The following is a 25,624-nucleotide window of genomic DNA, read 5'->3' as shown; positions in this document are numbered from 1 at the left end:
GAATCAGGAGATGTCTAAGGTAGATGTATTATTGGGCCTTCAGTGGGGTGACGAAGGCAAGGGAAAGATCGTGGATGTATTGGCGCCCCAATACGATGTAGTGGCAAGATTCCAGGGCGGTCCCAACGCAGGCCATACGCTGGAGTTCGACGGCATCAAACATGTGTTGCATCAAATTCCTTCCGGCATCTTTCGCGAAAAGACGAAGAACATCATCGGAAACGGCGTCGTGCTGGATCCCTTTGTATTTAAGACAGAAATAGAAAAACTTCAGAAGTATAATCTGAATGTAAACGCCAACCTCTTCATCTCGAAGAAAGCCACGTTGATCCTGCCCACGCACCGTCTGCTCGATCAGGCTTACGAAAAAGCGAAGGGAGACGATAAGATCGGTTCAACGCTGAAAGGCATTGGCCCCACCTACCAGGACAAGATCGGCCGCCAGGGATTGCGCGTGGGCGATATTCTTTCGGATAAATTCCAGGAGAAGTTCAACAAGCTCACCGACATCCATTTTAAGATCCTGAAAGATCATGACATTCAGTATAATTGGAATGAACTGAAGGAACAGTTTTTAGAGGCCATTCAATCGCTGAAGACATTCAACCTGATCGAAAGCGAATATTTTCTCAATAAAGAATTAAAGGCCGGTGCCACCATTTTGGCAGAAGGCGCTCAAGGTGCTTTGTTGGATATCGATTTTGGAAGCTATCCTTTTGTAACAAGCTCAAACACCGTAACCGCCGGAGCGTGTACCGGTCTCGGTATTGCCCCGCGACACATTGGTGAAGTATACGGTATTTTTAAGGCGTATAGCACCCGCGTGGGAAGCGGACCTTTCCCCACGGAACTCATGGACGATGAAGGCGAATTGATGCGCAAGGAGGGAAGAGAATTTGGTTCCACCACGGGAAGACCTCGTCGCTGCGGATGGATTGATATTCCGTCGCTCAAATATTCCATCATGATCAACGGTGTCACACAACTTTTGATGATGAAAGCCGACGTGCTCAGCATTTTTTCGACCATAAAAGCGTGTACAAAATACCAGTTAGCCGACGGATCCATCACCGATATGGTGCCGTATGAATTGGTGAACGAAAAAATTACGCCGATTTATACAGAATTAAAGGGCTGGAGCACCGATCTGAATTCCAACGGAGTTTCGAAACAAAATTTGCCGGCCGAGCTCGATACCTACATAAAATTCCTGGAAGCCGAGCTCCAGGTGCCCATTACGCTGGTTTCTACGGGTCCCGACCGCACCCAGACTGTATACCGGAAAGAGAAAAATCTATAATTTTTTTTGATCACCCCTTGCGCAGGTGGGGGTGAAAAGATACCTTTGCATCCCCTTTCAGAAGGATCGGGCGAAACAGAGTGAAATCAGGGTACTCGATAAGAGATTAGAGATGTAACCCCACTTATCTGCCCCATGGCGGATAACACGTTCTTTGAATGGATGATAATTGATAGCGGACCCATGAAAACTACAGCCGCGAGGTTGGGGTTTTTGTGATTAATTCTTTTAATAAGAAAAAATAAATGAGAGTCTAGGAATTCAGACAATTATTGTAGTCTGACGAGTATTTGATCTGGAGAGATCTGGGTGAAGAAAGTCGAGACGTATACTGGACCGAGCAATTGGGAAGGTATGAAAGTTTATTACAATGGAGAGTTTGATCCTGGCTCAGGATGAACGCTAGCGGCAGGCCTAATACATGCAAGTCGAACGGTAAATATTTAGCAATAGATATGAGAGTGACGTACGGGTGCGTAACACGTATGCAACCTACCCTTTACAGGCGGATAGCTCGGGGAAACTCGAATTAACCCGCCGTAACATCACGGAGTGGCATCATTTTGTGATTAAATCTACGGAGGTAAAGGATGGGCATGCGTCTGATTAGTTAGTTGGCGGGGTAACGGCCCACCAAGACGATGATCAGTAGGGGAACTGAGAGGTTGATCCCCCACACTGGCACTGAGATACGGGCCAGACTCCTACGGGAGGCAGCAGTAGGGAATATTGGTCAATGGATGGAAGTCTGAACCAGCCATGCCGCGTGCAGGAAGAAGGCCTTCTGGGTTGTAAACTGCTTTTGCCAGGGGATAAAAGTCCCATGCGTGGGAAATTGAAGGTACCTGGTGAATAAGCCACGGCTAACTACGTGCCAGCAGCCGCGGTAATACGTAGGTGGCAAGCGTTGTCCGGATTTATTGGGTTTAAAGGGTGCGTAGGCGGCTTATTAAGTCAGTGGTGAAATACTCTAGCTCAACTAGAGGGGTGCCATTGATACTGATGAGCTTGAGTACAGATGAGGTAGGCGGAATTGACGGTGTAGCGGTGAAATGCTTAGATATCGTCAAGAACACCTATAGCGAAGGCAGCTTACTAGGCTGTAACTGACGCTGAGGCACGAAAGTGTGGGGATCAAACAGGATTAGATACCCTGGTAGTCCACACTGTAAACGTTGATTACTCGCTGTGTGCGATATACAGTACGCGGCCAAGCGAAAGCGATAAGTAATCCACCTGGGGAGTACGCCGGCAACGGTGAAACTCAAAGGAATTGACGGGGGTCCGCACAAGCGGTGGAGCATGTGGTTTAATTCGATGATACGCGAGGAACCTTACCTGGACTAGAATGCCCTTGACCGATCCAGAGATGGATTTTTCCGCAAGGACAAGGAGCAAGGTGCTGCATGGCCGTCGTCAGCTCGTGCCGTGAGGTGTTGGGTTAAGTCCCGCAACGAGCGCAACCCCTATTTTTAGTTGCCAACAGGTTAAGCTGGGGACTCTAAAAAGACTGCCCGCGCAAGCGGAGAGGAAGGAGGGGACGACGTCAGGTCATCATGGCCCTTACGTCCAGGGCTACACACGTGCTACAATGGCGTATACAGAGTGTTGCAAACCAGCGATGGTAAGCCAATCACAAAAAGTACGTCTCAGTTCGGATTGCAGGCTGCAACTCGCCTGCATGAAGTTGGAATCGCTAGTAATCGCGCATCAGCAATGGCGCGGTGAATACGTTCCCGGACCTTGTACACACCGCCCGTCAAGCCATGAGAGTCGGGAGGACCTGAAGGCAGTTGCTGTAAGGCGCTGTTTAGGGTTAAACCGATGATTAGGGCTAAGTCGTAACAAGGTAGCCGTACCGGAAGGTGCGGCTGGAACACCTCCTTTCTGGAGTTGTGTTAGCCTGAGGAGTCTTTAAAGACGAATCACAAAAGGCGCACAACGAAATGAAAACCGACGACTCTTATTGGGGTTCGCTATCAATTACATTTATTCGAGTTTATTAGGTAAAGAGGACAAAATCCGGGCTTGTAGCTCAGGTGGTTAGAGCGCTACACTGATAATGTAGAGGTCCGTGGTTCGAGTCCACGCAGGCCCACGGTAAAAATGGGTTTGGTGGAAGAGAGGCCCAGGACTTTGTAAGTATTAGGGGGATTAGCTCAGCTGGCTAGAGCGCCTGCTTTGCAAGCAGGAGGTCATCGGTTCGACTCCGATATTCTCCACTTGGCCGCCGAAGCCTTGGCGAAGGAGGCCGAAGTTTAGAAAAGACAAAAAGAAAAACTGATTAGCGGGATGCGCTTGTCAGACATTGAAAAGTTAGAAAAGGTAAACAGATCCGAAAGGACTGAAAAAAGTTACCACGTTATCAATCCCTTTGGGCGGGCTGTATGAGATAAGCCATCTCGATGCCACCTGGTTGGAATAAGATTGATGAAGGAGTTCATTGACATGCTGATGAAAGAGTAGTAAAAGAGTGTGTATGGGAGACGAAGTGATTCGTCAAACAATACATATAACTAAACGAGCACATAGGTGAGTCCTGCCAAGTAATTGGACAGGACGTCGTTGAAAGAAGTAAATAAGGGCGTATGGGGAATGCCTAGGCTCTCAGAGGCGAAGAAGGACGTGATAAGCTGCGAAAAGCTACGGGGAAGCGCAAATAGCTATTGATCCGTAGATGTCCGAATGGGGCAACCCAGTGTGTTGAAGACACATTACCACCCGTAAGGGATGGAGCAAACCCAGGGAACTGAAACATCTAAGTACCTGGAGGAGAAGAAAACAATCGAGTGATTGCGCAAGTAGTGGCGAGCGAACGCGTAAGAGCCCAAACCGATTCAGTTACGGCTGGATCGGGGTTATAGGACCACATAATCTGACTAACATGAAGTTGAACCGGGTGGGAAACCGGGCCATAGCGGGTGATAGCCCCGTAAGCGCAAGGTGTTAGAAGGAGGTGGTATCCTGAGTAGGGCGGGGTCGGAGACGCCCCGTTTGAATTTGCCAGCACCATCTGGTAAGGCTAAATACTCCTGAGAGACCGATAGTGAACCAGTACTGTGAAGGAAAGGTGAAAAGTACTCCGAATAGGAGGGTGAAATAGAACCTGAAACCATACGCTTACAAGCGGTCGGAGCTGGGAGATCCAGTGACGGCGTGCCTTTTGCATAATGAGCCTACGAGTTATTGTCACTGGCGAGGTTAAGCAGCTGAAGCTGCGGATCCGAAGCGAAAGCGAGTCTGAATAGGGCGCTTAGTCAGTGGGAATAGACGCGAAACTTTGTGATCTACCCTTGGTCAGGATGAAGTTCCGGTAACACGGGATGGAGGTCCGAACTAGTAAACGTTGAAAAGTTTTTGGATGAACTGAGGGTAGGGGTGAAAGGCTAATCAAACTGAGAAATAGCTCGTACTCCCCGAAATGTTTTTAGGAACAGTGTGGAGGTTGAGTTTGTTACAGGTAGAGCTACCAATAGGACTAGGGGGAGTCACATCCTACCAAATCCTGATGAACTCCGAATGGTAACAAATATACTCTGCAATGAGGGCATGGGTGCTAAGGTCCGTGTCCGAGAGGGAAAGAACCCAGACCTGCAGCTAAGGTCCCAAAATCTACACTAAGTTGAACTAAGGCGGTTCAGTTGCTTAGACAGCCAGGATGTTTGCTTGGAAGCAGCAATTCATTTAAAGAGTGCGTAACAGCTCACTGGTCGAGCGACAGAGCATCGATAATAATCGGGCATCAAGTGTAGTACCGAAGCTCAGGATTTAGCAGCAATGCTAAGTGGTAGGGGAGCATTCTGACAGCGGCGAAGTCGTCTGGTAATGGACGGTGGAGCGGTCAGAAAAGCAAATGTAGGCATAAGTAACGATAAGGCAGGCGAGAAACCTGCCCACCGATAGACTAAGGGTTCCGCGGCAATGCTAATCATCCGCGGGTAAGTCGGGACCTAAGGAATAGCCGAAAGGCGAATCTGATGGCCAATGGGTTAATATTCCCATACTACCGTATTGAGCGATGGAGAGAAGGAGGAGTGACAATTCCGCGCCCTGACGAAATAGGGCGTTAAAAGATGTAGGTATATTTTCTGTAGGCAAATCCGCAGAGAATGCTGAAGTCCAACAGTACCAGGAGGCTCCGGCCGAATGGATAGAGAATGTAAGCAGACTTCCGAGAAAATCTTCTAAGCATATTGATACGGTACCCGTACCGCAAACCGACACAGGTAGTCAAGGAGAGAATCCTGAGGTGCTCGAGTGAGTCATGGCTAAGGAACTAGGCAAATTAAACCTGTAACTTCGGGAAAAGGGTTGCCTCTCTTTAGCAATAAAGAAGGTCGCAGAGAAATGGCCCAGGCGACTGTTTAACAAAAACACATGGCTATGCGAAATCGTAAGATGAAGTATATGGCCTGACACCTGCCCGGTGCTGGAAGGTTAAGGGGGGACGTTAGTCGCAAGGCGAAGCGTTGAACTGAAGCCCCAGTAAACGGCGGCCGTAACTATAACGGTCCTAAGGTAGCGAAATTCCTTGTCGGGTAAGTTCCGACCTGCACGAATGGTGTAACGATCTGGGCACTGTCTCAGCCATGAGCTCGGTGAAATTGTAGTCACGGTGAAGATGCCGTGTACCCGTCACGGGACGGAAAGACCCCATGCACCTTTACTATAGCTTCGCATTGACATTGGGTAGATGATGTGTAGGATAGGTGGGAGGCATTGATCCTGTGCCGCTAGGTATAGGGGAGTCAACGGTGAAATACCACCCTTTATTTATCTGATGTCTAATCCGCAAGACCTGCGGAGACAGTGCGTGGTGGGTAGTTTGACTGGGGTGGTCGCCTCCGAAAGTGTATCGGAGGCTTTCAAAGGTATGCTCAATACGCTTGGTAACCGTATGTGGAGTGCAATAGCATAAGCATGCTTGACTGTGAGACTGACAAGTCGAGCAGGGTCGAAAGACGGATATAGTGATCCGGTGGTTCTGTATGGAAGGGCCATCGCTCAAAGGATAAAAGGTACGCTGGGGATAACAGGCTGATCTCCCCCAAGAGCTCACATCGACGGGGAGGTTTGGCACCTCGATGTCGGCTCGTCACATCCTGGGGCTGGAGAAGGTCCCAAGGGTTAGGCTGTTCGCCTATTAAAGTGGCACGCGAGCTGGGTTCAGAACGTCGTGAGACAGTTCGGTCCCTATCTGTGATGGGCGTAGGAAGTTTGAGAGGATCTGACCTTAGTACGAGAGGACCGGGTTGGACCAACCGCTGGTGTACCGGTTGTGGCGTCAGCTGCATCGCCGGGTAGCTACGTTGGGACGAGATAAGCGCTGAAAGCATCTAAGCGCGAAACTCACCTCAAGATGAGACTTCCATTAAGGGACGTCAGAGACTATGACGTTGATAGGCTGCAGGTGTAAAGGCAGAAATGTCAAAGCTGAGCAGTACTAATTACCCGAACGCTTCAGAAAAGATAAAATACAATTTTATTCAGACGCACACTGTGTGCTCGTTTAACTCTTCTACACTGCTCTTTCATCAGGCCACATGTCAACGATATTAAGTTTGAGCGTTGTTCAGTAATGAATAACAATCAGCTATGAACATTAAGACCGGCGGTAGTAAAGACTACAGCAGGCAAATCTTAAGGTGACTATAGCGGCGGGGATCACCTCTTCCCATTCCGAACAGAGCAGTTAAGCCCGCCAGCGCTGATGGTACTTGGATAACACCCGGGAGAGTAAGTCGTTGCCTATCTTTTATTTTAAAAAGCCTTGTTGAGTCATCAGCAAGGCTTTTTTGTTTTATATACCTTTTACAAAATCAATCACCTCTTCCGGCACCCGCCGAAGCCTTGGCGTAGGCGGACCTCCCGATAGCTATCGGGACCGAACAGAGCAGTTAAGCCTCCGACTATGTCGGACTGATGGTACTTGGATAACACCCGGGAGAGCCCACCTACGCTAAAGCTTCGGCGGGTAAATAAGTCGCGTGTCTCTTATCTTAAAAAGCCTTGTTGAGTCATCAGCAAGGCTTTTTTGTTTTATATACATTTTACAAAATCAATCACCTCTTCTGGCACCCGCCGAAGCCTTGGCGTAGGGCGGGTTTACCGGCAACATCACCCTCCCACAATAACCATACGCCCCCAATTCCTGTTTAATAAACAAGGCAACATCCCAACCCCGTTGCCCCGCGTCCTTGCCGATTGATTTTTTGACGCCTATATTCAACTTTTGAAACGCATGATCTGCCCGTGAAAAGACTCCCATTACTCATCACCATCGGTTTAACCCTGGTATTGGCCGGCGGCTACTTTTTATACGACACCTTCCTGCGAAAACCCGCTGCCAGCGTATGGGACCTTGTCCCCACCGAAACCATCCTCGTCTACGAAGGAAGCCCCTGCGAAACCTGCGTCGACCAACTCAAACACTCGCCCATCCTCAGCATCATCAATAAAGCCGTTCTCCCCACCGAAGCCGACTCCCTCCGGAAAATGACCGACTTCGTCCTCAACCACATGGCACCCGGCGCCCTCGTCTCGCTCCACGTCACCAAAAAAGACGACTTCGATTTCGTGTTCTACATTCCCGCCACCCCCACCGTGGAGCAGGAATTTAACATCGCACTCGAATCTTTAAAAAAAGGTAAAGCCACCATCGATCTCTCCGAACATGAATACGGTGGGGTTCGTATCTATGAATTGTCCATGAAAAACAGAACGTTCTCGTGGATCAAGCTGAACCATGTCTGGGTGAGCAGCTTCGCCCCCATGTTGATCGAAGACGTGATCCGGACCTACAACGCCGACAAAAATTTCAGAACAACCCTCGGCACGGTCTACCAACTCCCCAAAGTAAAAAGCGACGGTGGAAACATCTACCTGAACCTGAAAAACTTCACGCAATGGTTCTCCCTCTTCACCAACGAAACGCCATCGGCCCTCGTGCAGCAATTCGGCCACTCCGCCATGCTGGACGTGAAGATCAGCGACAACGACGATTTCGTGCTAAACGGCTTTAGCATCGACAGCGCGAGCCGCCCGAACTACATCTTGTCGTCTTTCAGCAGTCAAACGCCGGTGCCGTTCACCCTAAAGCAATATGTGTCAAACCGTGCCCTCATGTTTGCCAGCTACGGCATCAGCGACGGCGCAAGTTTCACGCGCGACCTGGAAGCGTTCACAAAAAAGAATACCTACATCCGCGACACGCTCCAGCAGATAGCCCGGTCGTTGAAAGTGGACGCCAACAAACTCCGGAGCAACCTCTCTGGCGAATTGGGCGTTTGCTGGATGGAATCCAAGGGGCAGGGCACTTCCAAGATCTTGATCATCAACACGCAGAAAGGATCCGAAGAATGGATCGGAGCATTCAATTCCTTGTCGCAACAGCTCAGCATCGACACCGTCTTTTACGAAAAATATTCCGACTACGAAATTCGTGAACTTCCTCTGTACCGGTTCCCCGAAAAGATCTTCTGGCCATTGGTCTCTGGATTTAACACCAGTTATTATACCAAGCTGGGTAACGCCATTTTTGTCGGCGAAGACCTGGAAGAGCTCAAGCGTTTTCTCGAAGACATCGACCGTGAAGATACCTGGGGAAAATCGGTGGCGCAGAACAGATTCCTGGAGTCTACGTTGTTGGAATCCAACGTAAGTCTCTATGTCAACACGCCCCGCGTATGGAGCGTTTTGGAGAATTCGCTGCAGCCGCGTTGGAAGACATTTATCCAGGAGAATCGCACACTGTTAAACGCGCTGCAGATGGGAGCGATCCAGTTCAGTCACTTGAACGATAGTTACTACACTAACGTATCGTGGTCCTATAAAAAAGCTGCCGGAAGCAAACCGGGCAAAGCCGAAGCGCCGACTACGGCCGAGGCCGAAACCTCATCCAAGTCCATCACCAATTTCAATCAGGCCGTATCAAAATTCTTTGTCGTAAAAAGTCACGTGAGCCGGGAGAGTGAAGTGCTGGTGCAGGATTCCTCACGCAACGTGAGCCTGGTCACCCCTGCGGGCAAAGTGCTTTGGAGTCTGCCCCTGGATGGACCCATTCTTGGAGATGTGCAACAAATCGACTTTTTCAGCAATGGCAAATTGCAATATTTCTTTGCCACTCCCGGCGAATTGCACGTCGTGGACCGTTTGGGAAAATACGTGCAGCCCTACCCGGTAAAGATCAAGGAGCGCGACATCGAATTTGTGAGCATCGTCGACTACGACCACAGCAAGAAGTATCGCTTCCTGGTGAGCGGCAAGTCTGGCCACCTCTGGATGTTCGACAAGGAAGGAAAGAACCTGGAAGGATGGCAGCCGAAGAACCTCGGAGGATCGCTTTCTTCTGCAGCAAACCACCACCGCATCCGCGGAAAGGACTACATCGTTGCCGTTCAGGAAGATGGAAATGCTTACCTCATGAACCGCCGTGGCGAAGTGTTGAAAGGCTTCCCGCTCAATCTCAACGCGCGCCCCGCAGGCGACTATTATCTCGAGTCGGGCAACAGCCGTGAGAATACGTATTTTGTAGTGATCTCCCGCGATGGCTTCCGCATCAAGTTCACCATGGATGGCAAGATCCACAGCCGCGAAACGTTGCTGAAAAATGTAGTCGACGCCCAGTTCAGGCTGGTGCGCGAAGAAAACTTCAAAGGCTATCTCGTCGTGCGCCAGGAAACCAAACAGCTGACGGTCTTCGACGAGAATCTGAAGGAGGTCGTGGTAAGCGATTTTATTGCCAACAATCCGACCGAGATCCAATACCTCGACTTTGGTGCCGGCAAGTCTTTCATCGCCATTACCGACAAAGGGCAAGAATTATCTTTCGTCTACGACGGCCAGGGAAAATTACTCTCACCCCTTCCTATCGAGAGCAGCCGGGTAGCGGTAAGGCCATTGGATTTGGATAAGATATTGATCTTCTCAGCGCTGGGAAAAGCGCTCACCATAACACCCATGTAACACGGCCTTGCTATACGCCAACGGTTTCCAGGAATGACTCGATCGCGCCATAAATAGAGCGCAGCTCCTGTGGCGTGATGACATACGGAGGCAGAACATAAATCGTATTGCCCAACGGCCGCAGCAAGATGTCTCTTTCCAGAAAGTAAGGGTAGATGGTCTTGCGGAGCGCGTTGGCATACGAACTTCCTTCGGCCGTGTTCAACTCTATGGCGAGGATGGTGCCCAGCGACCGGGCCGCCTTCACATTTTTATGTCCCTTCACCTTGTCGCGGAACGAAGCATGCTCGTTGCCGATCATGCGGATCTGCTCCTGGCACGATTCCCGCATCAACAGACGGAAGCTGGCGTTCGCAGCAGCGCAGGCGATCGGATTGGCCGTATAGGAATGGCCGTGAAAAAATGTTTTATCGAATGCACTGGTGGCAAAAGCAGACACAATTTTTTGTGAACAACTCGTCACGCCCAACGCCAATGTACCCCCGGTAATGCCCTTCGAGATGGCGAGAATGTCGGGTTGATGTTGGAGGTGATGAGATGCAAATAATTTTCCGGTTCTTCCAAAGCCGGTAAACACCTCGTCGGCAATGCAGATGACATCGTGGGCTTGTGCTTCACGGATAAGGACGTCCAAAAACTCGGGCGAGTACATGCGCATGCCGCCCGCGCCCTGCACCAACGGCTCAAAAATAAATGCGCCGACTTCATCGGTAGCCAGCAGGTTTTTAAACTGCGCAAGAACGGCTTGCTGGTTGTCGGTTGTGGGAAAATCAATAAACGACACATCGAACAAGTAAGGCGCAAAAGGATCCGTGAACATACCTCTTTCACCCACCGACATCGACCCAAATGTGTCGCCGTGATAGGCACCATCGAGTGCAATCACTTTTCTTTTTTTGATGTTCTGGTTATGCCAGTACTGGAAGGCCATTTTCAAACCCACCTCAACCGCCGTGCTGCCGTTATCTGAAAAGAATATTTTAGCTTGATTGGAAGGTAAGATGCTTATCAAATTTTTCGCCAGGGTAATGGCAGGCTCATGCGTGAACCCGGCGAAGATCACATGTTCCAGCGTCGAGGCCTGCTGCGCCAGCGCTTCAGCAATTTCCTTGTTCGAGTGCCCATGAATGTTCACCCACCACGACGACACCGCGTCCATGATCTGGCGGCCATCATGGGTATGTAAATAAACGCCTTCCCCGGATGTGATCAACAGCGGATCGTTAGCCCCTAGCAAGGGCGTGAAGGGATGCCAGATGATATTTTTATCGGATTGCAGTAGTTCGTTCATAGCAGCGTTGATCTTAGTTGATCGCTATAGTTTGAAATCATGGCCTGGTCGATACGGTTCTCTTTGGCGATCCGCAGCAGGCACCGTAGACCGGAGCGGTGAAGGATGATGCGTTCGCTTTCCGGATTGGATTCGCCATTAAAAATAATGCCTTTTACCGGAAGCTTCCTTGCGGCCAATGCTTCACACGTCAACAGGGTGTGATTGATACTGCCGAGATACAGATCGGCCACCAGGATGATCTCGGACTGAAAGCGCGCCGCCAGGTCGATCACAAAATCGCGATCGTTCAAGGGCACCAGGCACCCTCCGGCACCTTCAATCACCAGGTGGTTGTTCGTAGCGGGTAGCGTGAAATGCTCCAGTGTAATGTCAACGCCATCGATGCGCGCTGCAGCGTGTGGCGAGGCAGGGGTATGCAGCAAATACGTTTCGGGATGAATGACTGTTTTTTTGTTGGACAGAAGGCTTTTCACCGTCTCGCTGTCCTTTGGCAAACCGGCTTGAACAGGTTTCCAGTAATCGGCTTCCAGCGCTTCGCAAAGAAGGGCGGACACCAGCGTCTTTCCGCTGTCGGTGTCAATGCCCGTAACGAAATAGTTCATGCCGGCAAGTTAACCGTTATTCCTCATTCCGGAGATGATAATTTTCTCAGTTCCTCGGCCAGCCCAAGAATCTGTTCGCGGGTGTTGTACGTATGAAGACAAATCCTCAACCGCTCCGTACCGGCAGGCACGGTGGGCGACAAGATGGGCCGTACGTCATATCCCTTGGTTTGCAGGTGACCGGCCACGCGCCGGATGTTGTCGTTGCCCGGAACGATCAAAGTTTGAATGGCACTATGACTGATCGTGCGATGCGACAAACCTTCCACGGCATTCACATAAAGAGAAATTTTTTCGCAAAGGACCTGCTGTAACGAAATGTTTTCCTTCAAATAATCAAAAGCACACTCGATCGCTGTGAGGTGGTGAAACGGCATGGCTGTGGTGTAAATGAACGGCCTGCTGAAATTCACGAGATACTGCATAAGTGCTTTCGACCCGGTCACACAAGCGCCGTGCAAACCCATGGCCTTTCCGAATGTATAGACGCGCACCCCGATCCGCTCTTCTAAGCCCAGCGACACGGCCAGGCCGCTTCCATCCAAACCCACCACGCCGGTGCTATGCGCCTCGTCCAGCACAACAATCGCACGATGTTTTTCGGCCAGTGTCACCAATTCGGCCAGTGGGCACTGATCGCCGTCCATCGAATAGATCGACTCCACGACAATGAAGGCCTGGCCCTGCGCATGTTTCAGTTTTGAGGCCAGGTCATGGAGGTCATTGTGTTTGAAATTTAGCCGCTTAGCCAGACTCAATCGTGCACCGTCCTTCAGGGAGGCATGCGACAATTCATCATACAATATGGTATCGCCACGTTGGGGAAGCGCAGAAAGCACCGCGAGGTTGGCATTGTATCCGGAGCCAAACAAAAGCGCCGACTCACTCTTAAAAAGATGGGCTAGTTTCTTTTCCACCGCTTCGTGTTGCGGCGAGTTTCCCGACAACAACCGCGACCCCGTGGCACCGTTGGGTGAGGATGGTCCGGAGCGTTCGTGGATCCGTTCGGCCAGCGGCATGGAGCGCGCGAGGCCCAGGTAGTCGTTAGAAGTAAAATCGATCAGGCTAGGATCGTTATAGCGCAGCGTTCTTAGCAACCCCATTTCCGTCCGGTCGTCCAGGCGTTTTTTGAGCAGGGCTTCCAGCGTGTTCATCACTCGTTTTTATTTTCCCCTGCTTTTCTCCAGCATATCCCACAGGGCATCGGGGATCAATTCCAGGTGACTGAACTCGCCGCCGTTGCGTAGCCATTCGCCACCGTCGATGGTGATGACCTCGCCGTTTATATAGGCGGAGTAGTCCGACATCAGGTAAGCCGCCAGGTTGGCCAACTCTTGGTGTTCGCCCACGCGTTTGAGGGGGATGCGATCGGCGGGATCGAATTTCTTTACCAGGTCGCCAGGGAGCAACCGGCTCCAGGCGCCTTCAGTAGGAAAAGGACCGGGAGCGATGGCGTTGCTCCGGATTTTATACTTGGCCCACTCCACGGCCAGCGACCGGGTGAGCGCCAACACGCCCGCCTTGCTGCACGCAGAAGGCACCACATAGCCCGAGCCGGTCCAGGCGTAGGTTGTGACGATGTTCAAAAAAGTGCCGGGCTGTTTTTTGGCGATCCAATGTTTGCCCGCCGCCAACGTGGTGTAGTAGGTGCCTTTCAAAACGATGTCCACCACAATGTCGAAGGCGCGATGCGAGAGCCGTTCCGTAGGACTGATGAAATTGCCTGCGGCGTTGTTCAGGATACCGTGGATCTGTCCGAAGGTGGTTTCGGTTTGCTGGATCATGTTCTCGATCTCTTCATACTTCCGGACGTCACACGAAACCGCCAGCACTTTTCCTCCCGTTTGTTTCATCAGTTCGTCGGCGGTCTTTTGAAGGACCTCCAGCTTGCGGCTGGTAATGACCAGGTTGGCACCCAGCTCGAGAAAATACTTGCCCATCGATTTGCCGAGGCCTGTGCCGCCACCCGTAACGATGATGGTTTTGCCTTTTAACGAATCCGGTTTTAACATGCCTTCCATGCGGGTGTCTATTTTAGGTAGGAGAGCAAGTTCAGTTTTTTTGAAACGGTATGCAAATGGTTTAGGCTGCCCGTTGAATGCTAGTAAAGCCCGGAGAGCCCTTCCGGAAACAGCCTGCGGAAATGATGAAGCAACAGTTCCCGGACCTCACACTCCCGCCATACGTTCATTCTTTTCCGGCTCATCGACGCGAAGTCAATATAAGTCTGCATGACCGTAAGCTCTTTCCTCAAATTCTTTATGCCAAAGACCAGCCCGCCCGGCGTCTGTTTGAGGATTGGAATTTGGGTCAGGAGCGTGTTGTTGTCCACGTGCTCGCATTCGGTTCCCGGGCGTCCGAAGAAGAACTGCCGGCCAATGCAACGCACGTCTTGGTTTTTTTGACGAAGATAGCGCTCCGAAAACCGTTCGAAGAGATGCGTTTGATAAAGCGTGATCCACCCGTTGTCCATGTGGGCGTAACAATATCCCTTCGCATCGCGGTACCAGGCTCCTAAAATAAAATGACGCTTATAGGCATTGCAGATGTAGAGGGTGATCTCCAGCTGGCTCCGGCTGATCAATTTTAACACGTGCCGCTTTTTTTGCACGCGTTCCTGCCTGCGGAATGTGGCCTCCAGCATCTCGCGGATGCGGGGCATTTCCCGTAAAATCTCCCGGCGAAGAACCCCGGCGATCTGTTCGTAGCTCATGTGGGTCAAGACCATGACGTTGATTTTTCGTCATGCCTCACAAATCAATACCCAAACCAAATCGCATCAGAATCACCAAAAATCAAGGTCTCAATAAAAAAGCCAACGATATTTCGTTGGCAGCGACGAAATATCGTTGGCCATGGATTAAATCAAAGTTCGGCCATGCCGTGGAAGGGTGCTCGCTCGCGTTAGTATTCCATCAATTCGATTTTGCGAAAATCGATGGGATGGCTATTGGATTGTAAGGAGATGTATCCATCCTTCACCTTGTCGTCGGTGCCCTTGATCAGGGTTTTGGCGATCTCGTTGGTGGGATCGTAACGCGGGTTTTTAAATTGAAGGATCTCTTCACCATTCACAAAATGTTTGATCTTGCCATCGCGTATATCGATTTCCAGGGTAACCCATTGATCGCCGTGGAAGGTGCGTTTCACCGTAGGCTCGGTGCAAAAAGATTCGTTGCGTTTGCCCTTGATCTCCACGTATGTGCCGTTGGCACATAGCTCACCCGTTGGGCGATCATCTTTGCCGTTTCCACCATGCAGGTTATACTCCAGACAGATGGGAAATGGCTGTGTCAGGCCCAGGGTCGTGGGTGCCTGGCAGTGATATTGCACACCGCTGTCGCGGAAACCCCACGAAGGTGCGCCGGGGGCTGTCTCGCCCACAAACCGGTACTCTACCTTGAGGCGATAGTTGGTGAGCTTCTTGTCGTAGTAAAGCGCGCCGAACGTGTTGTCAAAACTTTTATATTGATCGTAGCGAACGCTGATCATCCCATTCTCCACCCGGAACGTGTTGCCGAAATTTTCCCCCAGGGGATGGCCCACGATCTTCATCTTCCATCCGGTCAGATTTTTGCCGTTGAAAAGACTAACCCATTTTCCTTCTGTCCTTGCCGGCCGGTCTGCGTCGGGGCGGAAGGCAAACAAGAGAAAGGGAACTACAAACAGAAGGAGTTTCTTTTTTGACATACGGTGTCGGGTTTTTGGGTGAAGATGTAAGTTAACAAGAAAGGGCCACACGGCCAGTTTGATTTAGGTTGGACGAAATGGTTTACCTGCAAAAGGCCGGCTCAGCGCGAACGTCTCCACATTCAAAATAAAACTATTCATTATCAGGGATTTACAAAGAGACCAATGTGCAACGGACAAACTGCAATCCCATTGCAGTGGCTCAACCTATACTAGCGGCGATTTTCCGAAGACATTCCAGCTAAACATTTCAATCATGAAGAGCCCCTGCCCCGTGCCTGCTGCCCGTTTCCATGGTCTATTGTGGATATTGCTGTTCACGATTTTTATACATCAGAAGGCCATTGCCGTGCCGCTCACCAATGCCAGCTTTTTCAACATCCTTCCCTCCACCTATTGCCCCGACGACCGGTGGTTTGTTATCAATATTCTCAGCCCTTCCGATGCCGTAGGGCCGGCGAAGATCCATGGAGAGAAGTACGAGGTGCTGAACAACTTTTCTCCCTCGGTGGAAGCTCCGTCGGGAACCACTGTCAACTTTTATGAAGACAATGGACTCCAATGGAAGCCTGACGTCTTTCTGATGAATCCATACCTGTTGAGTCAGCGTGCCGGGTTTGGTCAATTTATGCTCTCCGCCACGTACAAACGGACCGCTATTCAATATGACCCCACGGCACCGGGCAACATAGCGGAAGGAGCCACCACGGTGGTTATGTTGTCTTTTAACTTTGAGATCCTGACGAGTCCGGTCACATTCAATTTTCGTACGCTGAACAATGTAGATGGAGGTACGATCTGTAACAATACGTCCGTCATCGAACTGAAGGCCACGCCGGCGGGGGGTGACTACAAAGTGAATGGTAGTTTGTCCGGTCTGAGTTTTGTCGGCAACAAAGTTCTGCTCGATCCTAAGATCCTGGACTATTCCACCAGTGTCACCTATCAATATGGCGGCGGCACGTGCTCCAAGCTGGAGACGGAGCTGACCATCCTTCCGGTTCCCGACATCACCTTTGGTATCAGCGATGGCTGTCTGGGAGAAGAGATCCCGTTTGCCATCGCTGTTCAAGCGTCTACACCACCGCCCGGCACCTACACCTGGCAGTTCAATAATTATTTCTGGGAGTTTGGCGACAGTCCCGCACAGTCCTCCAAGGCATGGCCCCCAAATGTTCCGGATCGTCATGCTTTTCAACACACCGGATACTATACAGTAAAATTGAATTTTCAAACGGAGTTCACATTGGGTCCCGATCACCCCTTTGGGTGTGCCGGCGTTTATGAAAAAGGAGTGGTCATAAAGGAAGCACCCGTCATCGACTTCGCATGGGAAAATGTATGCGTCGATCAAGCCACGGCTTTTAAGGGAACCATGCAAGGCCTTACGACCACCAGCGTAAAAGATATATTGTGGGATTTGGATGGCACCGGCTATCAACCCGGAACATTGAATGCAAATTTCACCTACGCCACGTCCGGCCTTCACACGGCAAAGTTCAAAGTGACGACCAGCAACAACTGTTTCCAGGAAAAAGAAAAGGAAGTGTACAAGATGCCCGTCATAGCCGCGTCTCAACTCCCGTATATTGAGAACTTCGACACCGGCAACGGCAATTGGCTGGAAGGTACAAACGAAAACCTTTCGACGTCCTCGTGGACTTGGGATGCTCCGTCGGGCTTTGTTCTCCAGGGTGATGCCTCCGGTTCAGGGAAAGCATGGTTCACACAATCTTCTGCTGCGCCCAACCTGCATTATGGGCTAAACGAAAAATCGTGGGTACACAGCCCCTGCCTTGATTTAAACGAGATGAAAAGTCCCGTGCTCAGCCTAAACCTTCGGAGCTTGCTCCAGGAACAAATCGACGGCGTGGTCATTCAAGTGGACTCCAGCGGAAAGGCCTTCGATGATGCCGAGTGGGTCACGGTCGGCACTATGGACGAGACGCATGGCTGGTACGACCACCGCGGGATTCCTGGCAACCCGGGCAACCAGGTCCTCAATCAATACGGATGGTCCGGCAAGAGGGATGACGCTGCGTGGCGATATGCAGCCGTACCGTTGGACAACTATTTGCCAGCCCTTCCGGCCAACCGGAAGCGAATGCGTTTTCGCGTGGCCTTGGGAAGCCAGAATACCAACCTGATGGCGCCGCTCGATGGTTTTGCTTTTGATAACTTCGCCATCACCGAACGCGATCGCATTATCCTGGCGGAATGGTTCACCCATGTGTCGCTCAAGACTCCAAACGATTTGTTCAATACCTTTTCGTTGATCCCGGGGACAGACGAAGTGAAGCCCAGCATGGTGCGGCTGGAGTATCATTTGAACGCGGTGAAAGTCTCCGAAGAAGATCCGCTGCATGAACAAAATCCTTCGGTCCACAACGCGCGGGCGGCCTACTATGGTGTGACCAATGATCTGCCCCTGCTGGTTTTGGATGGAACACCCATCGCCAATCCCTTTCAAGCCCCGGCGCAAACCACTTTCGACAACCATGCACTCGAGATTTCGAAGGTTCGTTTCGATGCGGTGACCGCGCAGCAAAACGCGGGTGGTGAAGTCGACGTGGTGGTGCATTATACCGTTCTTCAACCCATCGCACCCGACTCCCGGATACGCGTGGCTGTTGTCGAGAAAGTAGTGAAGAACAATTCCACGGAAAGTTACTATGTCGTGCGCGCCATGCTGCCTGATGTGGTCGGAAACCGCGTGGGTGATCAGGACCAAATGCCGGCTACAAAAATGCTACACATCACGTGGCAGCCCGACGCCTCCCAATTCAACGATGCTGCTGCACTCGCCCTGGTTGCTTTTGCGCAAGACGATAATACACGGCAGGTCTTTCAAGCCTTGTTGATGGACAATCTCTCCATCGTCCAGGCAACCATTACCGCAACCGAGCGGGGGGCAAAAACGAAACCCAATGTCTATCCTAATCCAGCCGATGCGTTCATCCAAATCGAAACCAAAACACCGGACGTGAAATTATACAATACGGTGGGTGAGGAAATGCCGGTAGCCATTACGTTAAGCGACAGGGGCCCGAACATGGATGTGAGGCAGCTGCCAGGCGGTGTGTATATCCTTCGCATAAACGACCGTGAGCAGATCACCCTGCAGAAAGTGCTGGTTGTGCACAGCCGCCCCTGACACACGGTCTTAAGGCTGTGGAACAAGTTTGACCGTCAGCGTGCTTTTTTGATTGGCTTTCAATTCTGTTTCAAAACCCACCAGCGAAATCCCGGGATTCGGAGCGTCATAGGCATGCTGGGATTGCGCGGGCCAGGTTTTCAACTCGACGCGTTTGGGCGACTCGATGACAAGGAGTGCTCGCTTTCCACCGGCCGACAATTCGATGGTGTTTGCATTCAGGAATTTTGGCGTAGCCGCCGTTACCAGCGTCCAGCGGATACGCGCCGGCTGGTTCGTGGTTTCGATCTCGTCCTTCACCTGCAGGTATTTTTCTTTTATAATGGCGATCTCACGACTGGATCCTTTAAGATCGTCTTTGAAGATCTCCGTCAGGTCGATCACGGCGCCCAGTTTATCATCGCCCGTAAATGTTTTGACAATCGGTGCGAAACCTTCAACGCGGTGAAGCTTCCCGTTTACGGTGAGCGTGTTGTGCGCGAAATTGTTGTACCGGAAAACTTCCCAGCGTTGTCCGGTCTGGCTCTTGTTCCAGATATCGACGTTTTCTTTTTCGAGCGAGTAATACTCCTGCATACCGAGGTCCATGGCCCATCGCACGCCCGCAGCTTCAAACACAAACGAGCCGGCATCCATGTGGGCATGATTGGTGGATGCGCTGCCGCCTTTGGCGCCCAGGTATAGTCCTTCGCCTTCGCGCCAGTTCGTGCGCGCCAGCGCGACGGGCGTTTTTCCATGACCCACCCAGAACTTGGACTGGGGTGGGGCAATACCGCCGGGCTTTATGCCCGCTCCGAAAATGATCATGCAGGGGAGCAGGCGGTCTTCCGCAAAATCCAGGGTCTGTTTTTTTAAGTAGGATTGCTCCACCCACAGCAGCGACGGGTCATTGGTTTTTTTTGCAAACCAATACATCATGGCGTCGGCCTGACCTTTTTCGCGTGCGTCGGAAAAATTGAAGCTGGCGCCGGTGGGGCCCGTCATGTATTCCATAAACCTGGCCGAATTCAGAAAGCCCGGCAATTGTGACAAGCCTTTGTCGGTCCCCAAGGCAGATTCCAAACCGGCATTTAACATCACTTGAAAACCCGTGCCATAGCCCCAGTAATTATAACCCTCCGGGTAGGCGCCATCTGGGTCGTAGGCTTTCATGGAGAGACCGATGGTTTGCATGCAGCGTTCCAACATTTCCGTGGCCAGTGCCGTGTCGGTTTCGTAGAGCGCCAGGGCGCCATAGACCATGCCGGCATTGCACACCTGGTTCCAATTGTGATCGGCTTTGAGAAACCAGTTGTATTGCTCGTCTTTTGAAGGCATGAATCCTTTTTCAATGATCGCTTTGCGGATGGTTTCCTTTGAACTGGGTTGGAGCACATCGAAAAGCCAGTCGTAGCCCAGCGCCAGGGCCATGGTCATTTCACCCACGTCAAGAAAGTGCGACGGGTTCCAGTCGGTGAAGGCGCTGGCGGCCAGCATTTCCTGTTCTGCCCGTTGGCTGTAGCGTTTGTCGCCGGTCATGCGGTAGGCGTAGGCCAGATAAAAGATGCGTTTCAAGGCCGCGCGCGAAACACCCAGGAGCCGCTTACCTTCCAGTTTTCGCTCCACGGTCGGTGCGATCATAAATTGGTCACAGGCATCCAGGATGTAGCGGTGCACCCGGAGCATCGGTTCGTATGCCTCCAGATTTTTGCGTATTTCTTCAGTTTCTCCTTTTTTTAACAATAACCTGGGATGGGGCGCCATGCGGGCGTAGTCAAAAGATTGGGCATGCGCCAGGCCGATCATGAACGTCAGAAAAAAGAAGAGAAGTATTTTCATAGGTATGACTATTTTCCCGAAAGCGCCATCCGGCACTTGTTCTCTAAAATAACATTTATATCATCGCGAAGCCCGGAATCCATGACCGCAGCCGGCGCTTATTATTTCTGTGGAGATTTATCACCAGCGCATCTCGGGATCATCATTCTTGTATCTACAGGAATGGTCGTGGAAACGCGAGGCGTTGGGATGAGGGCGTGCTGGGGAAATTTCAGCAGGTAAGATTTTAGCTGGAAAGTAGCCGCTTTTAGGAGCGATACCCCACTGTGGCGATGTTTCGCTGGTTTGGGATGGGCAGTTAACGGGGATGATAGGCAAAAAGAAGCCTCCGGCGGTGAAAATCCAATCAGGCCTACGCAGGTAGGAAAATGTGATGATTGTAGTGGTGCTCGGGGGGGGTTATGTATCATCTTTGAGTCGTTCTTTAAGAGCAAGCTTAATCGAAGACATCAACCCGTCGGCCGTCTTGAGCACCGGCAGCCAGGTTCGATGCAAACCAGAGATGAGCGTGTTAGAGAGGGGCTACCAAACCAAAACCTTTAACCAACCAAGAAATTTTACTCCCATCATGAGGCGGTGATGGCAAAGACGACAGGGAAGTAAAATCCCCTGTCGCTTTACAAAAGCAATAAGACTATTTTTTAAGCGCAACATTTCCCAAAAGGAAAACACTAATGCAATAACGGCCGTGTAATCCTAGAACATTACATTTTTTAGCGGTACTTATCAAAGAGGGGTCAAGGGGACCTCTCTTTTGATTTTATAGGGATTCGAAGGGTTTCGCGAAGATTTCAAATTTTAATAGCTTTAACCTTCCAACCCTCGCGACCATGCTGGAATCCTTCATTGTATACCTCTTTCTCATCCTGGCCATCTTGCTGCTAGTGATGCTGGCGCAAAAATTAAAGATCGCCTATCCCATTGTCCTGGTGCTCGGCGGTCTGTTGTTGAGCGTCATCCCAGGCATTCCCCTCATCAGCATCAATCCCGAACTGATCTTTGTCATTTTCCTGCCCCCGCTCCTGTACGAAGCGGCGTGGGCTACCTCGTGGAAAGAACTTTGGCGTTGGCGGCGGGTGGTGTCGAGCTTTGCATTTTTGATCGTCATTGTCACTTCGTTTGTAGTGGCGATCGTGTCGAGCGCTGTCCTTCCCGGGTTCACGCTGGCGCTGGGATTCTTGCTGGGCGGCATTGTGTCGCCACCCGATGCGGTGTCGGCCACGTCGGTGTTAAAATATGTGAAAGTTCCTCAGCGCGTGACGTCTATCGTGGAAGGAGAGAGCCTGTTGAACGATGCGTCCAGCTTGATCGTGTTTCGCTTTGCGTTGATCGCTGTCGATACGGGGCATTTCATTTTTTATGAGGCGGCCATGAGCTTTGTCATTGTCATCGTGATGGGGATCCTGGTCGGCATTGGCATCGCGCTGATCTATTACGCCATTCACCGGTGGTTGCCCACCACAGTGAACATCGACATTGTGTTGACCCTCACCGCGCCCTACATGATGTATGTGACGGCGGAATCTTTTCATTTCTCCGGGGTGCTGGCTGTCGTGAGCGGTGGATTGTTTCTGTCCATGCGAAGTCATATGTTCCTGAGCTACCGAAGTCGCTTGCGGGGAAGTAACGTCTGGTCCACTTTGGGCTTTGCGCTAAACGGGTTGGTCTTTATGCTCATCGGACTCGAGTTACCAACCATTGTTAACGAGTTAGGTTCTACCAGTATCGCCGCCGCCATCGGTTATGGTGTGCTCATTTCGGTGGTGCTCATCATCACGCGTTTGCTCAGCACGTTTGGGGCGTCGGTTTTCACGGTCTTCATCAGCCGCTATATTGCTACGGCCGACAACCGGCCGGGCTGGCGGGGGCCGTTCATTTTGGGCTGGGCCGGCATGCGGGGTGTGGTGTCGCTGGCGGCGGCACTGTCCATCCCGATCCATCTGACCGATGGATCCGTGTTTCCGCAACGCAACCTGATCCTGTTCATCACCTTTACGGTTATTTTGCTCACCCTCGTCATCCAGGGATTGACGCTGCCGCTGGTGATCCGTTGGGTGAACATGGAGGACCCCGACCATCCTTTGCCCATACCGTTGCAAGAGCAATCCCTACGCGAAAAGCTGGCCGAGAAAAGTCTGCTCATTCTGAATACGGACCATGCTGAAAAATTGAAGACAAACCGCCACCTGCAGCATCTGAAGACCCGCTTCGAAAGCGACAAATTTCACTGCGACAATGCAGAGCAAGAAGACTACCGGCAGATCTATCTCAATTTGTTGGAAAAACAAAGAACTCTATTGGACGAGTTGAACAAGGGGAATGATACCGACGAAAGTGTTGTGAGAAGGCATCAGAACCTGCTGGACCTCGAAGAAGAAAAACTGCGCTCCCGTTTTGACGGTGAAGAGTAATAGAAACAGGATGACGCATTTATGAGCGGACAAAAAACCATCGACCTGTTAAGCGCCTTGCAGGAAGTACGAACGTTGTTGACGACGATCGAACTCATGGAGATGAAACATCATGCACAGTCGGGCGACCCGGCGGATGCTTTTCACAAAATGATCACATTGAGTTACGATGTTCTGAAATTGAAATTATTCATCGATAAAAAATTGCCAAAGCAGGAAGGGCATTCACCGGCACTGTATCTGCAAGTGACATTCGAAATAAGCGGAAATAAATTGGAGCACACCGGTTTGTATTGCGAAAAACGTGACCGCGAACCTGAAATTATTCAATTCATACAACACACCAAGCCACCGGGTGGATTTTTATGGGGCACCGAAAAGCGCGACGTTTTCTATACCGACCGTGTGATGCAATACCTCGCCCTTGCCGACACCATCGCCCTGCAGGCGCAACATTGCAGCGCCGGAGATGACTACCGGCCGGGATATTACAGTGAGATCGTTTTGGAAGACGAGCGCATTCACCTCAAACAAATCAATCATTGGAATGCCAGGTCCATCGACCACCGCGACGACTACTTCATGCGAAATCTGGAATTCGATATTCCGTTGCAACCCGTCGCGACACAGTCTTCCCAACTCTATGACACCCTTGGCGATATGCAGATCTATTTCTCCGATCGATCGTCCGATAACAATAAAAGTTGTGGTCATAAAATACAGGAGCAAATTCAGAATGCTAAAATGAAATTTGCCGAAAGCTCATCCTGAACAGAGAGACATATCGTGTTATACGGCGTCATCGCTTTTTAAACAATTTTTAAGTCCGTATGGTATGCGGAGATGCTAGAGACACCGTTAGATGGTCGGCTTCCGGCATTCACATGCTGAAACAGCTTCTCATTTTAAATTCGAGAAGGAATTCGGAGTTTACCCGTACTTTTAAGTCGTGATCCGGCGCATCTGCGTACGCTGATTCCATTCTCGCATCATGGCAAAGCTTCAAATTTTAAAACCGTTTCAAAGTCGCAACTACCGGTTGTATTTTTCGGGACAATCCGTTTCGTTGATCGGCACCTGGATGCAACGAACGGCAGTCTATTGGCTGGTCTATGAGAAAACAGGCTCGTCATTTATGCTGGGCGCCGCGGTCTTTGCCGCACAGTTTCCTTCGTTCCTGTTGTCGGTCTTGGGTGGAGTGGTGTCCGATCGGTATAACCGGTACAGGGTGCTGCTGTTAACACAGGTGGCGTCTTTGGTGCAGGCGTTGTTGCTCACTGCCCTCGTGCTATCGGAGCACTATGCCGTTTGGCAGATCCTTACGCTGAGCGTGGTGCTGGGTGTTATCAATGCATTCGATGTGCCGGCGCGGCAGGCGATGGTCTACGATATGGTGGACCACAAAGACTATGTACCCAACGCGATCGCCCTCAATTCCTCTATGGTGCACCTGGCACGCCTCATCGGCCCGGCCCTTTCGGGGATCGTATTGGAGAAATTTGGGGCACAGGTTTGTTTTCTCATCAATGCGTTCAGCTTCCTGGCGGTGATCACTTCCCTGCTGTTCATGAAGCTGCCACCCTACAAACGATCGGAGCGGGTGAACACTGCGTTTGCCGACATGAAGAATGGGTTCATCTATCTGCGCGACACGCCGGCCATCGGCAAGGTGATGATCATGCTTGCGCTCATCAGCCTGTTGGCGTTGCCTTATGTTACGCTGCTGCCGGTATATGCGCGTGAAATATTCCACGGCAGCGCGTCCACTTTTGGCTACCTGAATAGTTTTGTAGGACTGGGTGCGATTGGCGGTGCCATTTTCCTGGCCTCGCTGAGAGCCGGCACCGATCTCAAGAAGATCTTGTTTGTGAACACGATCCTGTTTGGTGTGGGGCTCTTTGCCTTTTCGCACATGACCTATTTGCCCGTGGCGTTGTTCTTCCTGGTCATCGCCGGGTTTGGGATGATGTCGCAGACCACCATCAGCAACACGCTCATCCAACTCACGGTGACGCCGGCGATGCGGGGGCGGGTGATCAGCTATTATGCCATGGCATTTTTTGGAATGCAGCCGATTGGGAGTTTGCTGTTGGGTGCACTGTCGCACTACATCGCGGCGGCCAACGCCATGCTTGTTCAGGGTGTCGTCACGATCCTTATCGCCCTGCTCTTTATGCCATTTCTGCGAAAGCGCGAATTGAAGCCCAAAGACAAGATGAAGATCGAACAGTTGAAGGAGCGTTCGGTGGAAACCACGGGCTAACCCCAAAGCCAGCGATTTTTTAAACCGCGTCAACCCAGTTCAGCCCCTTGGCTTGTAAACGGAAAAGTGACATGTCAACAGTTGGTATTGAAGTGTTTATCGGGCGCGTGAGTGTTACCTTTTTAGCG

At 51.1% G+C, this 25,624-nt stretch carries 13 protein-coding genes, 2 tRNA genes and 3 rRNA genes; 11 read left to right on the top strand and 7 right to left on the bottom strand.

What is annotated here, in order from left to right; all coding sequences use genetic code 11:
* Window positions 1–10 precede the first annotated feature (10 nt).
* From D4L85_RS03640 to D4L85_RS03610, 7 genes are all read left to right on the top strand, one after another.
* The gene (locus tag D4L85_RS03640) at window positions 11–1,300 is read left to right on the top strand and encodes an adenylosuccinate synthase (RefSeq protein WP_119753036.1); all 1,290 of its coding nucleotides are present in this window, start codon (window positions 11–13) and stop codon (window positions 1,298–1,300) included.
* A gap of 367 nt (window positions 1,301–1,667) precedes the next feature.
* A 16S ribosomal RNA gene (locus D4L85_RS03635) occupies window positions 1,668–3,187 on the top strand.
* A gap of 137 nt (window positions 3,188–3,324) precedes the next feature.
* Window positions 3,325–3,398, top strand: a tRNA-Ile gene (locus tag D4L85_RS03630).
* 50 nt (window positions 3,399–3,448) lie between these two features.
* Window positions 3,449–3,522: transfer RNA gene (locus D4L85_RS03625), tRNA-Ala, on the top strand.
* Window positions 3,523–3,868: 346 nt separating this feature from the next.
* Window positions 3,869–6,767 (top strand): 23S ribosomal RNA (locus D4L85_RS03620).
* A gap of 174 nt (window positions 6,768–6,941) precedes the next feature.
* A 5S ribosomal RNA gene (gene rrf, locus D4L85_RS03615) occupies window positions 6,942–7,053 on the top strand.
* Together the 16S, 23S and 5S rRNA genes with 2 tRNA genes alongside form the textbook arrangement of a ribosomal RNA operon.
* A 499-nt stretch (window positions 7,054–7,552) precedes the next feature.
* Window positions 7,553–10,264 carry a hypothetical protein gene (locus D4L85_RS03610; RefSeq protein ID WP_119753035.1) on the top strand — a complete coding sequence of 904 codons (2,712 nt, stop codon included), beginning with the start codon at window positions 7,553–7,555 and terminating at the stop codon, window positions 10,262–10,264.
* 10 nt (window positions 10,265–10,274) lie between these two features.
* On the opposite strand, the gene bioA is transcribed toward D4L85_RS03610, so the two are convergent.
* The 6 genes from bioA to D4L85_RS03580 form a co-directional block, all read right to left on the bottom strand.
* A complete protein-coding gene (bioA, locus tag D4L85_RS03605; RefSeq protein ID WP_119753034.1) occupies window positions 10,275–11,555 on the bottom strand; it encodes an adenosylmethionine--8-amino-7-oxononanoate transaminase in 1,281 nt (426 codons plus the stop codon).
* The gene (gene bioD, locus D4L85_RS03600) at window positions 11,552–12,160 is read right to left on the bottom strand and encodes a dethiobiotin synthase (RefSeq protein WP_119753033.1); all 609 of its coding nucleotides are present in this window, start codon (window positions 12,158–12,160) and stop codon (window positions 11,552–11,554) included. Before bioD ends, bioA begins: the two co-directional genes overlap by 4 nt.
* Window positions 12,161–12,183: 23 nt before the next feature.
* Window positions 12,184–13,314 carry an aminotransferase class I/II-fold pyridoxal phosphate-dependent enzyme gene (locus D4L85_RS03595; protein ID WP_119753032.1) on the bottom strand — a complete coding sequence of 377 codons (1,131 nt, stop codon included), beginning with the start codon at window positions 13,312–13,314 and terminating at the stop codon, window positions 12,184–12,186.
* A gap of 9 nt (window positions 13,315–13,323) precedes the next feature.
* Window positions 13,324–14,181: an SDR family oxidoreductase gene (locus D4L85_RS03590; RefSeq protein ID WP_228450764.1), complete on the bottom strand. Its 858-nt coding sequence runs from the start codon at window positions 14,179–14,181 to the stop codon at window positions 13,324–13,326.
* An 80-nt stretch (window positions 14,182–14,261) separates the two neighbouring features.
* Complete coding sequence (locus tag D4L85_RS03585; RefSeq protein WP_119753031.1) at window positions 14,262–14,888, bottom strand: hypothetical protein; 627 nt, start codon at window positions 14,886–14,888, stop codon at window positions 14,262–14,264.
* Window positions 14,889–15,064: 176 nt separating this feature from the next.
* Complete coding sequence (locus D4L85_RS03580) at window positions 15,065–15,850, bottom strand: 3-keto-disaccharide hydrolase (RefSeq protein WP_119753030.1); 786 nt, start codon at window positions 15,848–15,850, stop codon at window positions 15,065–15,067.
* Window positions 15,851–16,106: 256 nt separating this feature from the next.
* Between D4L85_RS03580 and D4L85_RS03575 the strand changes: the two genes are divergently transcribed.
* Window positions 16,107–19,004, top strand: a complete 2,898-nt coding sequence (locus D4L85_RS03575; RefSeq protein ID WP_119753029.1) for a T9SS type A sorting domain-containing protein — start codon at window positions 16,107–16,109, stop codon at window positions 19,002–19,004.
* Between the two features lie 9 nt (window positions 19,005–19,013).
* Here D4L85_RS03575 and D4L85_RS03570 read toward each other — a convergent pair whose 3' ends face one another.
* Window positions 19,014–20,822: a heparinase II/III domain-containing protein gene (locus D4L85_RS03570; RefSeq protein ID WP_119753028.1), complete on the bottom strand. Its 1,809-nt coding sequence runs from the start codon at window positions 20,820–20,822 to the stop codon at window positions 19,014–19,016.
* Between the two features lie 830 nt (window positions 20,823–21,652).
* On the opposite strand from D4L85_RS03570, the gene D4L85_RS03565 reads away from it, so the two are divergent.
* The 3 genes from D4L85_RS03565 to D4L85_RS03555 all read left to right on the top strand — a co-directional run bounded on the left by D4L85_RS03565 (window position 21,653) and on the right by D4L85_RS03555 (window position 25,496).
* Window positions 21,653–23,233 (top strand): Na+/H+ antiporter, encoded by a 1,581-nt coding sequence (locus D4L85_RS03565; protein ID WP_119753027.1) that lies wholly within the window; start codon window positions 21,653–21,655, stop codon window positions 23,231–23,233.
* Window positions 23,234–23,254: 21 nt separating this feature from the next.
* On the top strand, window positions 23,255–24,004 hold the full coding sequence (locus tag D4L85_RS03560; protein WP_119753026.1) for a hypothetical protein: 750 nt from the start codon (window positions 23,255–23,257) through the stop codon (window positions 24,002–24,004).
* Between the two features lie 220 nt (window positions 24,005–24,224).
* Window positions 24,225–25,496, top strand: a complete 1,272-nt coding sequence (locus D4L85_RS03555; RefSeq protein ID WP_119753025.1) for an MFS transporter — start codon at window positions 24,225–24,227, stop codon at window positions 25,494–25,496.
* The last annotated feature ends 128 nt before the right edge of the window (window positions 25,497–25,624 follow it).

The sequence above is a fragment of the Chryseolinea soli genome (assembly GCF_003589925.1).
Lineage (GTDB): Bacteria > Bacteroidota > Bacteroidia > Cytophagales > Cyclobacteriaceae > Chryseolinea > Chryseolinea soli.
The sequence above is the reverse complement of the archived record's forward strand: the minus strand, read 5'-3'. Positions and strand labels throughout refer to the sequence as shown.

Excerpts from the sequence above, each read along its gene's own strand:
- D4L85_RS03580 (WP_119753030.1), bottom strand. The coding sequence starts at position 15,850 with ATGTCAAAAAAGAAACTCCTTCTGTTTGTAGTTCCCTTTCTCTTGTTT.
- bioA (WP_119753034.1), bottom strand. The coding sequence starts at position 11,555 with ATGAACGAACTACTGCAATCCGATAAAAATATCATCTGGCATCCCTTC.
- D4L85_RS03570 (WP_119753028.1), bottom strand. The coding sequence starts at position 20,822 with ATGAAAATACTTCTCTTCTTTTTTCTGACGTTCATGATCGGCCTGGCG.
- D4L85_RS03575 (WP_119753029.1), top strand. The coding sequence starts at position 16,107 with ATGAAGAGCCCCTGCCCCGTGCCTGCTGCCCGTTTCCATGGTCTATTG.
- D4L85_RS03595 (WP_119753032.1), bottom strand. The coding sequence starts at position 13,314 with ATGAACACGCTGGAAGCCCTGCTCAAAAAACGCCTGGACGACCGGACG.
- D4L85_RS03585 (WP_119753031.1), bottom strand. The coding sequence starts at position 14,888 with ATGGTCTTGACCCACATGAGCTACGAACAGATCGCCGGGGTTCTTCGC.
- D4L85_RS03590 (WP_228450764.1), bottom strand. The coding sequence starts at position 14,181 with ATGGAAGGCATGTTAAAACCGGATTCGTTAAAAGGCAAAACCATCATC.
- D4L85_RS03565 (WP_119753027.1), top strand. The coding sequence starts at position 21,653 with ATGCTGGAATCCTTCATTGTATACCTCTTTCTCATCCTGGCCATCTTG.
- D4L85_RS03640 (WP_119753036.1), top strand. The coding sequence starts at position 11 with ATGTCTAAGGTAGATGTATTATTGGGCCTTCAGTGGGGTGACGAAGGC.
- D4L85_RS03555 (WP_119753025.1), top strand. The coding sequence starts at position 24,225 with ATGGCAAAGCTTCAAATTTTAAAACCGTTTCAAAGTCGCAACTACCGG.
- D4L85_RS03560 (WP_119753026.1), top strand. The coding sequence starts at position 23,255 with ATGAGCGGACAAAAAACCATCGACCTGTTAAGCGCCTTGCAGGAAGTA.
- bioD (WP_119753033.1), bottom strand. The coding sequence starts at position 12,160 with ATGAACTATTTCGTTACGGGCATTGACACCGACAGCGGAAAGACGCTG.